Annotated in this window: 10 protein-coding genes and 1 pseudogene; 4 read left to right on the top strand and 7 right to left on the bottom strand. The window is 60.9% G+C overall.

The features are described 5' to 3' along the window. Positions 1 to 19: 19 nt before the first annotated feature. The 4 genes and pseudogenes from O3W47_RS08120 to O3W47_RS08105 all read right to left on the bottom strand — a co-directional run bounded on the left by O3W47_RS08120 (position 20) and on the right by O3W47_RS08105 (position 4,457). Positions 20 to 1,219 (bottom strand): M20 aminoacylase family protein, encoded by a 1,200-nt coding sequence (locus tag O3W47_RS08120; protein WP_269313422.1) that lies wholly within the window; start codon positions 1,217 to 1,219, stop codon positions 20 to 22. A 92-nt stretch (positions 1,220 to 1,311) separates the two neighbouring features. Next, entirely contained in the window at positions 1,312 to 2,496 is a 1,185-nt protein-coding gene (locus O3W47_RS08115; RefSeq protein WP_269313421.1) for an LLM class flavin-dependent oxidoreductase, read from the bottom strand. Beyond that, positions 2,487 to 3,382: pseudogene (locus O3W47_RS08110) on the bottom strand (NmrA family NAD(P)-binding protein). The gene O3W47_RS08115 and the pseudogene O3W47_RS08110 overlap by 10 nt, the downstream one beginning before the upstream one ends. A 7-nt stretch (positions 3,383 to 3,389) precedes the next feature. Beyond that, positions 3,390 to 4,457: an ABC transporter substrate-binding protein gene (locus O3W47_RS08105; RefSeq protein WP_269313420.1), complete on the bottom strand. Its 1,068-nt coding sequence runs from the start codon at positions 4,455 to 4,457 to the stop codon at positions 3,390 to 3,392. A gap of 359 nt (positions 4,458 to 4,816) precedes the next feature. Here O3W47_RS08105 and O3W47_RS08100 point away from each other — a divergent pair, with 359 nt between their 5' ends. Continuing rightward, positions 4,817 to 6,124, top strand: coding sequence for an NtaA/DmoA family FMN-dependent monooxygenase (locus O3W47_RS08100; protein ID WP_269313419.1), 1,308 nt, complete (start codon positions 4,817 to 4,819; stop codon positions 6,122 to 6,124). 78 nt (positions 6,125 to 6,202) lie between these two features. Here O3W47_RS08100 and O3W47_RS08095 read toward each other — a convergent pair whose 3' ends face one another. Next, a complete protein-coding gene (locus O3W47_RS08095) occupies positions 6,203 to 7,231 on the bottom strand; it encodes an LLM class flavin-dependent oxidoreductase (RefSeq protein ID WP_269313418.1) in 1,029 nt (342 codons plus the stop codon). Positions 7,232 to 7,665: 434 nt separating this feature from the next. Here O3W47_RS08095 and O3W47_RS08090 point away from each other — a divergent pair, with 434 nt between their 5' ends. From O3W47_RS08090 to O3W47_RS08080, 3 genes are all read left to right on the top strand, one after another. Then, the gene (locus O3W47_RS08090) at positions 7,666 to 8,814 is read left to right on the top strand and encodes a mandelate racemase family protein (RefSeq protein ID WP_127755706.1); all 1,149 of its coding nucleotides are present in this window, start codon (positions 7,666 to 7,668) and stop codon (positions 8,812 to 8,814) included. Between the two features lie 6 nt (positions 8,815 to 8,820). Beyond that, complete coding sequence (locus O3W47_RS08085) at positions 8,821 to 9,450, top strand: SGNH/GDSL hydrolase family protein (RefSeq protein ID WP_127755705.1); 630 nt, start codon at positions 8,821 to 8,823, stop codon at positions 9,448 to 9,450. Positions 9,451 to 9,531: 81 nt separating this feature from the next. Continuing rightward, positions 9,532 to 11,130, top strand: a complete 1,599-nt coding sequence (locus tag O3W47_RS08080; protein WP_127755704.1) for an ABC transporter substrate-binding protein — start codon at positions 9,532 to 9,534, stop codon at positions 11,128 to 11,130. Positions 11,131 to 11,514: 384 nt separating this feature from the next. Here the strand turns inward: O3W47_RS08080 and O3W47_RS08075 are convergent, their stop codons facing one another. Next, positions 11,515 to 12,273 (bottom strand): ABC transporter ATP-binding protein, encoded by a 759-nt coding sequence (locus tag O3W47_RS08075; protein WP_127755703.1) that lies wholly within the window; start codon positions 12,271 to 12,273, stop codon positions 11,515 to 11,517. Continuing rightward, positions 12,273 to 13,109, bottom strand: coding sequence for an ABC transporter ATP-binding protein (locus tag O3W47_RS08070; RefSeq protein WP_174023081.1), 837 nt, complete (start codon positions 13,107 to 13,109; stop codon positions 12,273 to 12,275). The genes O3W47_RS08075 and O3W47_RS08070 overlap by 1 nt, the downstream gene beginning before the upstream one ends. Position 13,110: the final 1 nt, after the last annotated feature.

The following is a 13,110-nucleotide window of genomic DNA, read 5'->3' as shown; positions in this document are numbered from 1 at the left end:
CAGGCTTGTTTTTAAATCTTCACGCAGGCTTCAGCCGGGTTTCCACCAGCCGGGCAAACAGAGTGGCGCCGACGGGCAGGATGGCGTCGTCAACGATGAAGCCGGGATTATGGGCGGGCACCGTGCCGGAATGGCCGAGGGTGAAAAACGCGCCGGGCGCGTGTTTCAGGAGATCGGCAAAATCCTCGCTGCCCATGAAGCGGCCGGGCTCGGTGGAAACGCGCTCGTCTCCCAGAACCTCACGCGCCACACCGGCGACGATCGCCACCGATGCATCATCATTGGTGAGAACCGAGAATATGTCGCGAATATCCACCTCGGCGGTGAGGCCGTGCGCTGCGGCAACGTGATCGGAAATCGTGCGGATGCGCTCCCTTATGGTTTCGCGCACGCTGTCGGAAAAAGCCCGCACCGTGCCGGCAATCGCGGCCGTTTCGGGAATGACGTTATAGGCCGATCCCGCCTCGATGCGCGTGATCGACAGGACGGCAGGATCGGTCGGCGGCACGTTGCGGCTGACGATGGTTTGCAGCGCCTGGATCAGTTCACCCGTCGCCGGCACCGGATCACGCGAAACATCGGGGTGAGCGGCGTGTGCGCCCCTGCCCCTTAACCGGATATCGAAGAAATCCGCCCCCGCCAGAATGGTGCCGGGCGAAACCTTCAGATGATTGGGCGCGGCATGGGTTGAATTGTGCAGCCCGTAAATCTCGTCGACGGGGAAGTCCTTGAACAACCCGTCGGCGATCATGGCGCGTGCGCCGCCGAGACCCTCCTCGGCCGGCTGGAAAATGAACACCACCGTGCCGGTGAAATCGCGGGTTTCCGCCAGATAACGCGCGGTGCCGAGCAGGATGGTGGTGTGCACATCATGCCCGCAGCCGTGGAATTTGCCGGGATAGACCGACGCATAGGGCAGCCCGGTTTCCTCCGGCATCGGCAGGGCGTCCATATCGGCCCTAAGCCCAATGGAGCGGTTGCCCGCATGGCGGCCGCGCAGCACGCCGACCACGCCGGTCGTGCCATAACCGCGATGCACCTCAATGCCCCAGGAGGCGAGCTTTTCGGCGACGATGCCGGAGGTGCGGACCTCCTCGAAACCGATTTCCGGATGCTGGTGCAGATCGTGGCGGATGGAGACGAGTTCGGGAACATAGGTTCCGATCCGATCCAGGATTTTAGGAGCGGGTGTTTTGACGGGATCGACGGCGATATTCACGGTATCTCCTCAGGGCAAAAAATATCGTTCTCGCAATCTCGGCGATTGCGAAGTGCAAGCTTCAAAACTGGAAAGCAGAGGCGGAAGAGGTGTCAGAGCCTCAGGCCAGCCTCCTTCATCAAAGGCAGAATGCGCTCGGCGAAATAGTCGAGGTCCTCGCGGAAATCGTAGAAATTCAGCTGAACCCCATCGATCCCGGCCTTTTTCAGACCGACAAGCTGCTCAACCACCTGCTTGGGCGAACCGATGATCTCGATATTGCCACCGAGATTGCGGCCCTGCTTATGGCGCGCATCGCCACGGCCGCGCCAGGCATGGGCGTCGCTGTCGTAATTATTGGTGGCGAAGGCGCGGGTGCCGGGCTGCGGTTTTCCGCCCTCGATGGCATCCGCATAGGCAGTCGCCTCCTTCTCCGTATCGCGGCTGACGATGATCGGATTGATGATCGTCTTCACCTGCCGGCCATAGGCCTTTGCGCGGTTTTTAATGTTTGCGACATGATCGGGAAGCGTTTCCAGCGCGCTGTCTATATGCGCGCCGCCGGGCGAGGTGACGAAAACCAGATCGGAATGACGGGCGGCGAAATCGATGCCTGCGGGCGAACCTGTCGCCGTCACCAGCGGCGGGCGTCCGAAAGCAGGCTTCGGCGTGATCCAGCCATTGTTGATCGCCCAGGGATTAAGCTTGCCTTCATAGGAAAAATTCTCGGTCTCGCCCCACAGGCGATGCAGCACATCGAACAATTCGCCGGCCATGTCGTAGCGCTTGTCGTGGTCGATACGCTGCCAGCCGAACATTTCATGCTCGATGGCGCGGTGGCCGGTGACGATGTTGATGCCCCAGCGTCCCTTGGCGATATGATCCAGCGTCGCACCATATTTGGCGAGATGGAGCGGATGCAGCGGCCCATAAAGCACATGGATGGTGGAGATCAGCAGAATGTTCTTCGTGACGGCCGCCATGGCGCCAAGCGCGATAAAACTGTCGAGCGAGGATTCACCGTCATAACCGCCCTTCGGCAGCCATTGTGTGCGACTGAAGGCGATCTCGAAACCAAGCTCTTCCGCGCGCTTCACCAGTTCGACATTATAATCGAAGGTCCAGCTGTTACTCGTCGGCAGGCTGGAGAAATTGATGTCCTGCAGATTAAGGAACAGGCCCAGCATCAGCGGCTGCTTCACCGCCCGGCTGAGCGGGCTGTCTTCGAAATCGGTTGGGCTTTTCAGTTCCAGACCTTTCAGCTCGGGACCTTCAGGCAGCGGAACGGTCAGCGCCATGTCTTTTCTCCTTCGGAATTGTCGCCCTGCGGGCGGCAGCCGCCAGCCGGGCGCGCAGATAATCTTCCACACTGCGGGGCAATCGGCCGGTAGTCTGCTGGATAATGTCGTTGACGGATGCCGCGAGATTTTCGCGAATGAGCTGCCCGAATTCCCCGATCGCCTTCTGCTCGAACGCACCGATATGCGGCGGAAAGGCCGGGGCGGCATTGTGCGAAACTCCAACGGGACGATGCAGGATGCGCGCAGCGATGCGGGCGATTTCCAGCGCCGTCAGGGCCTCGCCGCCAGTCAGCACGAAAGTACTGGAAACCGGTGCGCTCGATGTCAGGGCATGAACGGCGACATCGGCAATATCGTCGGCATCGATGAAGGAAACGGCCGCATTGCCGAAGCGGGAGGGTACATCCTCCCCCTTGCGGAGTGCGGCGACGATGGGTTCCAGCGCAACCTGCATCCAGGCATTGGGTCGCAGCACGGTATGCGCGATGCCGCTTTCGGCCAGATGCCGTTCCACCTCAGCATGCGCCGCCCCCGAAATGGAGCGCGCGGCATTTCTAATGGTCCAGTCGGAGCCGGATATTTTCACGATCCGTGATACACCGGCGGAGAGAGCGGCATCGATAACCGCCCTCTGGTCCGCCGCCAGCGTCTCTCCGATGGGGGAAAGCAGGAAAACCCTGCCTATTCCCCGCGCGGCTTCTTTAAGGCTGGCCGGATCGGAAAAATTACCCTCCGCAATCTCGACCCTGTCGCCCCAGAGCTTGAGCGCATCCTCCCGCCTGCGGGTCAGCACCCGAACCTCCGCCTCTTTCTGCAAAAGACGGCTGACGACCCGTTGCCCGAGCTTGCCGGTTGCGCCCGTCACAAGAATGGTGGCCGCCATGACGCCCTCACTTTCCCGCACTGCGTTGCGCAGCATCTTGCTGTAGAGAAAGGGCGCGCGGATCGGCCCAGTCCTGCACATCGAAATCTTCGGGGATGAATTTCCACTCCAGCAGGAAATCCTTGAAGTGGCTGAGCGCATCCAGCTCGGCCGGATCGAGATCGAGCCTCAGATTGCGGTGCACATCCGGGCCATTCGCAGCCAGAACCGCCTCCTCGCTGACGCCGATCTCACGGGCGATGAAACGCACGGCTTCCGCAGGATTGTCATTCGCCCACTGGGCAACCCGCTGTACGGTGGCCACCAGTTCCGCCACCAGATCGGGCCGCTCATCGGCAAAGGTGGCGTCCACCGTCAAGGGGCGCGGCGTGCCGTTGTTGATGCGGATTTTCGGATCGGGGTGAAACCCCGTCGACACCACGACCTGCGCACCGATCAGATTAGCGACCGTGACGCCTTCCGCCCCCTTGACGAAAAATGCATCGATCTGGCCACGGTGCAGCGCTGCAACCTCCTCGCCATAAGGAAACCGTCGGCGCAGACCATGGAACCTGTCGTCGGAAGGATCGAGCAACACCGGCTCTTTCGCCGTGAGATCGACAAGCTCGATATCCGCAACGGCGAGGCCCGAGACCGTCAGCGCCGAAACGATGCCCTTCAGGGATGTCGCACGCTGGAAATCGATGGTTTCATTCGGCCGTTTCGGCAGGCCGATGCGCCGTCCCTTCAGGTCGCTGCCCTTGCTTATTCCGCTTGCCGGCAAGGCGATGACGGCCTGAAACTCGTCGGTTCTCGTCAGCCCCACCAGCCGTGTTTTCCGGCCGCCTGATTTCGCCCAGATCGGCGGAATATTGCCGCCCTGACGGAAGGACCAGTCCAGGCGATGATCGAAATGGCTCTGGCGAATGGCCGGATCGGCCGCATCGCGAATGGAGGAAACAGAGATGCCATGGGCGCCGAAACGTTCCTCGATCCAGCCCAGTTGCGCCGCGATGGAAAGCGGTGTGGGTGCCGGGCAGCGTGTGTACCACACGGTTACGGGTTGGGTTATCTGGCGAAGAGCGGCATCAGCCATGGCGTTCGTCCTCGAAATTACGATCTGGACGGCACGCTACACGCCATAAAATATTTTCTATAGATAAAGTGTACTATTTCAAGCGCGATTGGGGAAATTCGTTTCCATTTTACGAGCGATACGCCGGAGTAACGGAATATCCTTTCGATAATAGCAAGACTTTGGGTGGCATCCCCACCCCGCCTCACCCGTTATCTCCCTTTCAACCGCCGCTTGGGGCGCTGCTACGGATGAAAGTTTTTCTTCTCCAAGCAGCAAGGATTTTTAACTCGCGACCGGACCCCCGGCTGTTACGCTTTCCGCAATTGCGCCGGTCATACAGGCCGGCAATCCAACAGACCTGAAAGAAACGTGGCAGCATGAGCAAGACCAAACGCCGGCTTAATCTCAATGTCGGCATCAACACCACCGGATACCTCGCCAATGCCTGGAAATACCGGAGCGGAGACCGGCACGACATCAACGACATAGGCTATTATCGCCGGCTGACGGAACTGGCCCATAAGGGCCGGTTCGACGCCGTTTTCCTTTCCGACCACCCGGCACTGCTGACCGACCCGGCAAGCCGCCCGTTTCACACTATCGATCCACTCATTCTCTCGACATCGCTTGCCGCACAGGTGCCGGATATCGGCTTTGTGGCGACGGTGTCCTCCACCTATAATTCGCCCTATAATTTCGCCAGACGGACGCAATCCATCGACCTCGTCACCGGCGGCCGGCTGATCGTCAACATCGTTTCTTCCTTCAATCCCAATGTCGCCGCCAATTTCGGCAACGATCCGCTGCCGCCGCGCAGCGAGAGATATGCCAAGGCCACTGAATTTCTCGATGTGGCGAAAAAACTCTGGTCGAGCTGGGACCCGCGCCGCGAAGGCGAGGTGCCGGAAGAGCGTTTCTGGGATGCGGCGACCGCCGAAAGCATCGATCATGAGGGGCAATATTTCCATGTGAAAGGCCCGCTCAACGTTCCGCGCGGGCCGCAGGGGCATCCCGTCATCGCGCAGGCCGGCGCCTCCGAAGGAGGCATCGATCTGGCGGCTCGCCATGGCGAGATCATCTATTGCAACATCCTGTCACGCCCGGCAGGTCAGGCCTTCGGCAAGAAGGTCCGTGACCGCGCCGTCTCCCTCGGCCGCGATCCCTCCGGCATCCGCATCGTGCCCGGCCTCGTTGTCATTCTCGGCGAGACCCGGGAAGAAGCGCTGCGCAAGCATGAACTCTTCAGCGGGACAGGCTCGGAAGATGGGCTTCTGGTGCGTTTCGCCAAAGAAAACGGCATTGATCCGCGCGACTTCAACCCGGATATAAAACTCGATGGCGAGCGCTTCATTCCCGACCAGAACCGGCAATGGGCCGTTGGCATGGGGCTTGGCCTTTCCGAACTGCTGACCCACGAAAAGCTCACCGCCCGTGAGGCCGTGCGCCGCTCCGAGGGGCACCACCGGCTGCTGCTCGGCACGCCGGAAGAGGTGGCGGATGGCATTATCGACCTCTGGCAGGATGGCACGGTGGATGGTTACACCCTGCAGCCGCCGCGCGCGCCGGACGATATTGCTGAATTCGTCGAAAAGGTCGTGCCGGTGCTGCAGGATCGCGGTGTTTACCCGCGCGAATACGAAGGTGCGACTATCCGCGACCGTTATGGCCTGCCTTATCCAGATTGAATAGCAGCGCTGGCGCTACCGCAATGTCGATCTCCCGCCGTTTCCCGCTTGAAGCGGGAAGGGCGGGAACGGGACATATTATTGGCCCGTCGCCACTTTCAAAACCGGCCGCCCGCCGGAAAGCTGCGGCAGGGCGGAGGCGAAATCCGTGACGATCTGGCGGTAATCTTCCGGCTGGAATTCATAGGGCAGTTCGAGGCGGAATTCCGAGACAAGCGGAAGAACGGGATCGCGCGACAGTTTCTCCAGAATCTCGTCCGTCGTGCCGACGATATCGGGCAGGAAAAGCGTGCGGCGCGCGCCATGCGGCGTGGTCGTGCGCTTGTCACGCTCGGCGGCGAATTCCTGATAACGGCGGCGGGTCGCGGCGCTGGCGCTATCCGTCGGCAGGATCACGCGGCCAAGAGCGACACGCGGCTGGCGCTCATGCGCCCATTCCTGCCGGAAGCGGCTGACCAGCGCCGCCTGCGCGGTCAGAAAATCATCGGTATTTTCGCCGCTGACGATGTTACCGGTCAGGAGATTGAAGCCAGCCTTGCCGGCCCAGCGCGCGGAATTCTGCGATCCGCCGCCATACCATAGCCGGTCCGTCAGCCCCCTGGCGACTGGCCGCAGGCGCGGCACCTGCGCACCGGCCGCATTGCCCGCTTCCGTCTCGCTGGACAGCGGCTCAGATCGCAAGGCCCTTGCCAGCTTTTCGGCGCGGGCATGGCTGTAATCCGCATCGGGAACCGTATCGACATACTCCGAAATAAGATGGGCGAAGGGCGGCGCGCCCACCGAAACCCCGACATTTAGCCGCCCGCGTGACAGCACATCCACGGTGGCCAGATCTTCCGCCAGCCGGAAGGGATTTTCGTAACCAAGCTGAATGACAGCAGTGCCGAGGCCGATCCGTTTCGTGCGCTGCGATGCCGCCGCAAGGAAAGTGGCCGCCGAGGACACGCCCCGTTCCAGATGGCGCTGGCGAACCCAGGCGCTGTGATAACCCAGCGCCTCCCCGGCTTCGAAAAGCTGCAGGGTTTCTTCCAGCCCTCGTGCCGGATCGTCGTCCTGATAATTGCCGGGAACCAGAAAGGCGAATTGGGAGATATGGGAAAGTGGCATGGCTGTACATCCGGAAACGAGTGTTGAAGCTCAGCAGCGCAAATGCCGCCATCCCCGTTCTGGACAGCCGTTCAATGCGACGCGTACCCACGCAGAATGCACGATGAGGGACACGGCTGGCACGGCATGTTCGTTTATAGTCCCGACCATTGTTGAAAGATCATTGCGCGATTCAGTAGTCTACTAAAATTATGGATTAAGTCCCGTTCGGCATAGGCCGCGCTCATGCCCCCTTCAGATTTTCTTCCGCCAAGACGCAAAATCTCCCTCCGGAGCCCGGTCTCACCGATGACCTGTGCAACACCGTGCGCAAATGGCCTTGATTTTCGGCCTCAACATGTAATACAGATTATCATACATGTTGACAAATAACGCATACATGTATGACATTGCAGCAATCGCAAACGCTGCCATACCTGCATGAGGGAGGAATTATGATCATCACCGACGTCGAGGTCCGTGTTTTCCGCACGACGACCCGTCGGCACTCGGACAGTGCCGGTCACGCGCATCCGGGTCCGGCGCATCAGGTGGAACAGGCCATGCTGACCATCCGCACCGAAGACGGTCAGGAAGGCCATTCCTTCACCGCGCCGGAGATCGTTCGCCCGCATGTCATCGAAAAATTCGTCAAGAAAGTTCTGATCGGTGAGGACCATCGCGACCGCGAACGGCTATGGCAGGACCTTGCCCACTGGCAGCGCGGATCGGCCGCACAGCTGACGGACCGCACATTGGCGGTCGTGGATTGCGCGCTGTGGGATCTTGCCGGCCGCTCGCTCAATCAACCTGTATACAAGTTGATCGGCGGCTATCGCGACAAGGTGCTCGCCTATGGCTCCATCATGTGCGGCGATGAGCTGGAAGGCGGGCTGGCGACGCCGGAAGATTACGGTCGCTTTGCCGAAACGCTGGTGAAGCGCGGCTACAAGGGCATCAAGCTGCACACCTGGATGCCCCCGGTCAGCTGGGCGCCGGATGTGAAGATGGACCTCAAGGCCTGCGCCGCCGTGCGCGAGGCGGTTGGCCCCGATATTCGCCTGATGATCGATGCCTTCCACTGGTATTCCCGCACCGATGCGCTGGCGCTTGGACGTGGCCTCGAAAAACTCGGCTTCGACTGGATCGAGGAGCCGATGGATGAGCAATCGCTGTCCTCCTACAAATGGCTCTCCGACAATCTCGATATTCCGGTCGTCGGCCCCGAAAGTGCGGCCGGCAAGCATTGGCACCGGGCCGAATGGATCAAATCCGGCGCCTGCGATATTCTGCGCACCGGCGTCAACGATGTCGGCGGCATCACCCCGGCGCTGAAGACCATGCATCTGGCTGAAGCCTTCGGCATGGAATGCGAGGTGCATGGCAACACGGCCATGAACCTGCACGTTGTTGCCGCCACCAAGAATTGCCGCTGGTATGAGCGCGGCCTGTTGCACCCCTTCCTCGAATATGATGACGGCCACGATTATCTGAAATCGCTGTCCGACCCGATGGACAACGACGGCTTCGTGCATGTCCCTGATCGTCCGGGTCTTGGCGAAGACATCGATTTTACCTTCATCGACAACAACCGGGTGAGGTAACGGGCGATGAAGACGGTGCTCGCCTTCGGAGACAGCCTCACCTGGGGCGCGGACCCGGCAACGGGTCTGCGGCACCCTGCCGAACACCGCTGGCCGGAGGTTCTGGAGGCCGCGCTTTCCGGGAAGGCGACGGTTCACCCGGAAGGGCTGGGCGGGCGCACCACCTGCTACGACGACCACGCCGGTCCGGCCTGCCGCAATGGCGCGCGGGCGCTGGAAATCGCACTGTCCTGCCACATGCCGCTTGATCTCGTCATTGTCATGCTCGGCACCAACGATATCAAGCCAGTGCATGGCGGAAGGGCGGAAGCGGCGGTTTCCGGCATGCGACGGCTGGCGCAGATCGTCGAGACCTTCATTTACAAACCGCGCGAGGCCGTGCCGAAACTGCTGATCGTTTCCCCGCCGCCCTGCGTCACAGGCCCGGGCGGAGAACCTGCCGGCGGGCGGGATATAGGGCAATCGCTCAGGCTTGCGCCGCTTTACCGCAAACTCGCTGCCGAACTCGGACATGCCTTCTTCGATGCCGGGTCGGTCGCCAGCGCCTCACCGGTCGATGGCGTACATCTGGACGCGCCGGCAACGGCGGCAATCGGCCGGGCGCTCGCAGCTCCGGTCAGAGAGATTCTTGGCTGATCCTGCGACGCCCGAGGAGGAACCGGGCGTGTGGATCAAAACGTGGAAAGGCCGTATGAACCGGCCGTATTGGGAGGAAAGATGAAACATTTTCTTGCAACCGCAGCGCTTGGCGCATTGCTGATCGGCGCGATGCCGCTCAGTGTTTTCGCTGAAACGCCGAAAGACCAGCTCATCGTCGCCACAACCATGAGCAATATCCTGACCCTCGATCCTGCTGCCATCACCGGCCGCGAGACCGTCCAGGTTCTGAACAACGTCTATGACACGCTGGTCGTGCTTTCCCCGAAAGATCGCAGCGTTCAGCCCCGCCTTGCCGAACGCTGGGAAATTGCCGAAGATCGGAAATCAATCCGCTTCCATCTGCGCGCCGATGCCAAATTCGCCTCCGGCAACGCCGTGACGGCCAAGGACGTGGCGTGGAGCCTGAAGCGGCTGCTCGCCCGTAATCTGGCGCAATCGTCCTTCCTGAAAACCCGTGGTTTCAAACTGGAAGAGGCCGACAAGCTCTTCGTCGCCGAAAACGACCAGACCTTCGTGCTGAATATCCCGAAGCCCGATGATCCCAACCTGCTCCTGATGATCCTTGCACAGAACGGCCCCGGCTCGATCGTCGACAGCAAGACGGCGCTTGAGAATGAAAAGGACGGCGATCTGGGCGGCGCGTGGCTGACGCTGAATTCCGCCGGCTCCGGCCCCTTCAAGCTGACGCAGTGGAAATCCAACGAATATATCATCCTCACCCGCAACGACGATTATTGGGGTGAGAAGGCCAAGATGAAGCGCATTCTGATGCGTCATCTGCCGGAATCGCAGTCGCAGCGCCTGATGCTGGAAAAAGGCGATATCGACGTTGCCTATTCCCTGCAGGCCCCCGATCTGAAATCGCTCGAAGCCGACAAGGCCGTCACCATCGAATCCACACCCGGTTCCGGTTTTTATTACCTCAGCGTTTCGATGAAGGATGAGAAATTCGCGAACAAGAAGGTGCGCGAGGCCCTGCGTTACCTGATCGATTACGACGGTCTCGACAAGGCGGTCATGCCCTACTACGGCAAGCTACATCAGCGCTCCCTCAGCACCGGCGTGATGGGTGCGCTGCCGGATCAGGGCTACAAGCTCGACATCGAAAAAGCCAAGGCGCTTCTGGCCGAGGCCGGTTATCCGAACGGTTTCAAGACCACGCTGCGGGTGCTTTCGGAAGACCCCTTCATGAAAGCGGCAACGGCTATCCAGAACACGCTCGCCCAGGCCGGCATTCAGGCCGAGCTGATCAGCGGCTCCGGCGACCAGATTTACGGCGCCATGCGCGAGCGCAACTTTGAACTGCTGCTCGGCCGCGGTGGCGGCGGCCAGCAGCCGCATCCGGACAACAATCTGCGCTCCATCGCCTATAACCCCAACAATGCCGACGATGCCAAGCTCACCAATTACCAGAGCTGGCGCACCAGCTTCTTCGATGAGAAGCTGAACAAGATGATCGAGGCAGCCTTGGTCGAGCGCGACGTGGCGAAACAGACGAAGCTTTATGAGGACCTGCAGGGCTATATGGACGAGATCGTCATGTCTATTCAGCCCTTCTCCGAAGTCATCGACACCGCCGCCTTCCGCAGTGACGTGAAGGGCATGATCGTCAGCCCCTGGCTTTCGCGGTTTGAAGAGGTGAGCAAGGAGCGGTAAGCCCGCTGCGTATGCTCGAATAAGAAAAGGCGCGGCTAACCCCGCGCCTTTTTGCTGTAACAAAGCCCCACGCACCCAATGTGTTAGGCACAAGCGACGCCTCCGCACTCCGTCACCCCGGACTAGATCCGGGGTCTAGTGCGATCAAGTCCTTGATCGCGAGAGAGTCCATTCACGGCGCAGACGCGCCGTGGCTGGATGCCGGATCTAGTCCGGCATGACGGAAGCGGGTCTCGCACTATGTCAGCAGCCTAGGCGTAGTTGACGGCCCACCATCCTCGCCGTAGCCATCCCAAAAAAATGCCCGGCAGGGAGGCCGGGCGAGGAAGGAGGATGTTATTATTCGTGACGCCCCGGAGGAGGACGGTCACGGTCTTGGAGCCGTCACGCGCCTTCATATTCCAGCGAGGCGCCGATCAGTTCGCGCGCATAGGGATGCGTCGCGCCATTGCCGGCGATAGCCTCGCGCGGCAGGATTTCGGTGATTTCACCACGCAGCATCACCGCGAAGCGGTCGCACATGTGATCGACCACGGCGAGATCGTGGGTGACCATGATATAGGTGAAGCCACGCTCTTCCCGCAGGCGCTGGAGGAGATTGAGGATTTCCGCCTGCACCGAGACATCGAGCGCAGACGTCGGCTCGTCTAGCAGCAGCAGCGACGGTTCGAGGATCAGCGCCCGGGCAATCGCCACGCGCTGCCGCTGACCGCCGGAAAGCTGGTGCGGGAAACGATCCAGAAAGGAGACGGGCAGGCCGACATCCGTGATGACCCTGCGCATGCGCTCTTCACGGTCGCCGAGCTTATGGATCGCAAGCGATTCCGAAAGAACGGTGCGCACCGACTGGCGGGGATGCAGCGAACCATAAGGGTCCTGAAATACCATCTGCAGCATGCGGCACCGCTCGATCAGCGGCATCTCACGTACCGACCTGCCGTCGATGAGGATGTCACCGGTCCAGAAATCGTTGAGCATGGACACGCAGCGAAGCACGGTGGATTTGCCGGAACCGCTTTCGCCGACAAGGCCGAAACATTCCCCCGGCTCGACTCGAAATGACACCGAAGGCAGCACTTTCAGCGCCGTATGGCCGCTGCCGAAGGTGATGGAGAGATCGCGGGTTTCAACGGAAACGGCCATTATACGTTCTCCTCCAGCCATTCGGGGCGGCGGTCCAGAACCGCAAGCGGCGCACGCGTGCCGCCGATGCGCGGCTGCGCCGCCAGAAGACCGCGCGTATAGGGGTGCTGCGCCTGATCGAGATCGCGTGCGGCGAGCGTTTCCACCACCCGGCCGGAATACATGATGAGCACCCGGTCGCAGAAATTGCGCACGAGATTGAGATCGTGGCTGATCATGATGAGGCCGATACCGCGATCGCGCACCAGACCGTCGAGAATATTCAGCACCTGCAGCCGCACCGTTACATCCAGCGCCGAGGTCGGCTCATCGGCAATGACGAGGTCGGGGTCGGCGAGGAGCATCATGGCGATCATGACACGCTGGCCCATGCCGCCCGAGATTTCATGCGGATATTGCTCGTAAACCCGGGCGGCATCGCGGATTTTCACCGCATCGAGCATGGCCAGCGCCTTTTCCCGTGCCTCGGCTTTCGAAGCCTTGAAGTGGCGCAGATAGGTTTCCGTCACCTGATCGCCGACCCGGCGGATGGGGTTGAGGGAGAATTTCGGATCCTGAAGGATCATCGACATGCGCCGGCCGCGAACCTTCAGCATCTCCTTCTCATCGAGCGAGAGAAGATCGAGACCGTCGAAATCCAGCTTGTCCGCAGTGATCGTCGCCGATGGCAGAAGGCGCAGCAGGGCGCGGCCGACGGTGGATTTGCCCGAGCCGCTTTCGCCGACGATGCCGAGCCGTTCCCGCCCGAGTGTGAAGGAGATGCCGCGCACCGCCTCGATGGGTGAGCCGCCATAACGAATGCGAAGATTTTCGACGTCGAGGATTGGTTTTTCCATG

The sequence above is a fragment of the Agrobacterium sp. LMR679 genome (assembly GCF_027157905.1).
Classification (GTDB): Bacteria; Pseudomonadota; Alphaproteobacteria; order Rhizobiales; family Rhizobiaceae; genus Agrobacterium; species Agrobacterium leguminum.
This window is presented reverse-complemented; position numbering and strand designations above follow the sequence as displayed.

Excerpts from the sequence above, each read along its gene's own strand:
- O3W47_RS08115 (WP_269313421.1), bottom strand. The coding sequence starts at position 2,496 with ATGGCGCTGACCGTTCCGCTGCCTGAAGGTCCCGAGCTGAAAGGTCTG.
- O3W47_RS08105 (WP_269313420.1), bottom strand. The coding sequence starts at position 4,457 with ATGGCTGATGCCGCTCTTCGCCAGATAACCCAACCCGTAACCGTGTGG.
- O3W47_RS08100 (WP_269313419.1), top strand. The coding sequence starts at position 4,817 with ATGAGCAAGACCAAACGCCGGCTTAATCTCAATGTCGGCATCAACACC.
- O3W47_RS08095 (WP_269313418.1), bottom strand. The coding sequence starts at position 7,231 with ATGCCACTTTCCCATATCTCCCAATTCGCCTTTCTGGTTCCCGGCAAT.
- O3W47_RS08090 (WP_127755706.1), top strand. The coding sequence starts at position 7,666 with ATGATCATCACCGACGTCGAGGTCCGTGTTTTCCGCACGACGACCCGT.
- O3W47_RS08085 (WP_127755705.1), top strand. The coding sequence starts at position 8,821 with ATGAAGACGGTGCTCGCCTTCGGAGACAGCCTCACCTGGGGCGCGGAC.
- O3W47_RS08080 (WP_127755704.1), top strand. The coding sequence starts at position 9,532 with ATGAAACATTTTCTTGCAACCGCAGCGCTTGGCGCATTGCTGATCGGC.
- O3W47_RS08075 (WP_127755703.1), bottom strand. The coding sequence starts at position 12,273 with ATGGCCGTTTCCGTTGAAACCCGCGATCTCTCCATCACCTTCGGCAGC.
- O3W47_RS08070 (WP_174023081.1), bottom strand. The coding sequence starts at position 13,109 with ATGGAAAAACCAATCCTCGACGTCGAAAATCTTCGCATTCGTTATGGC.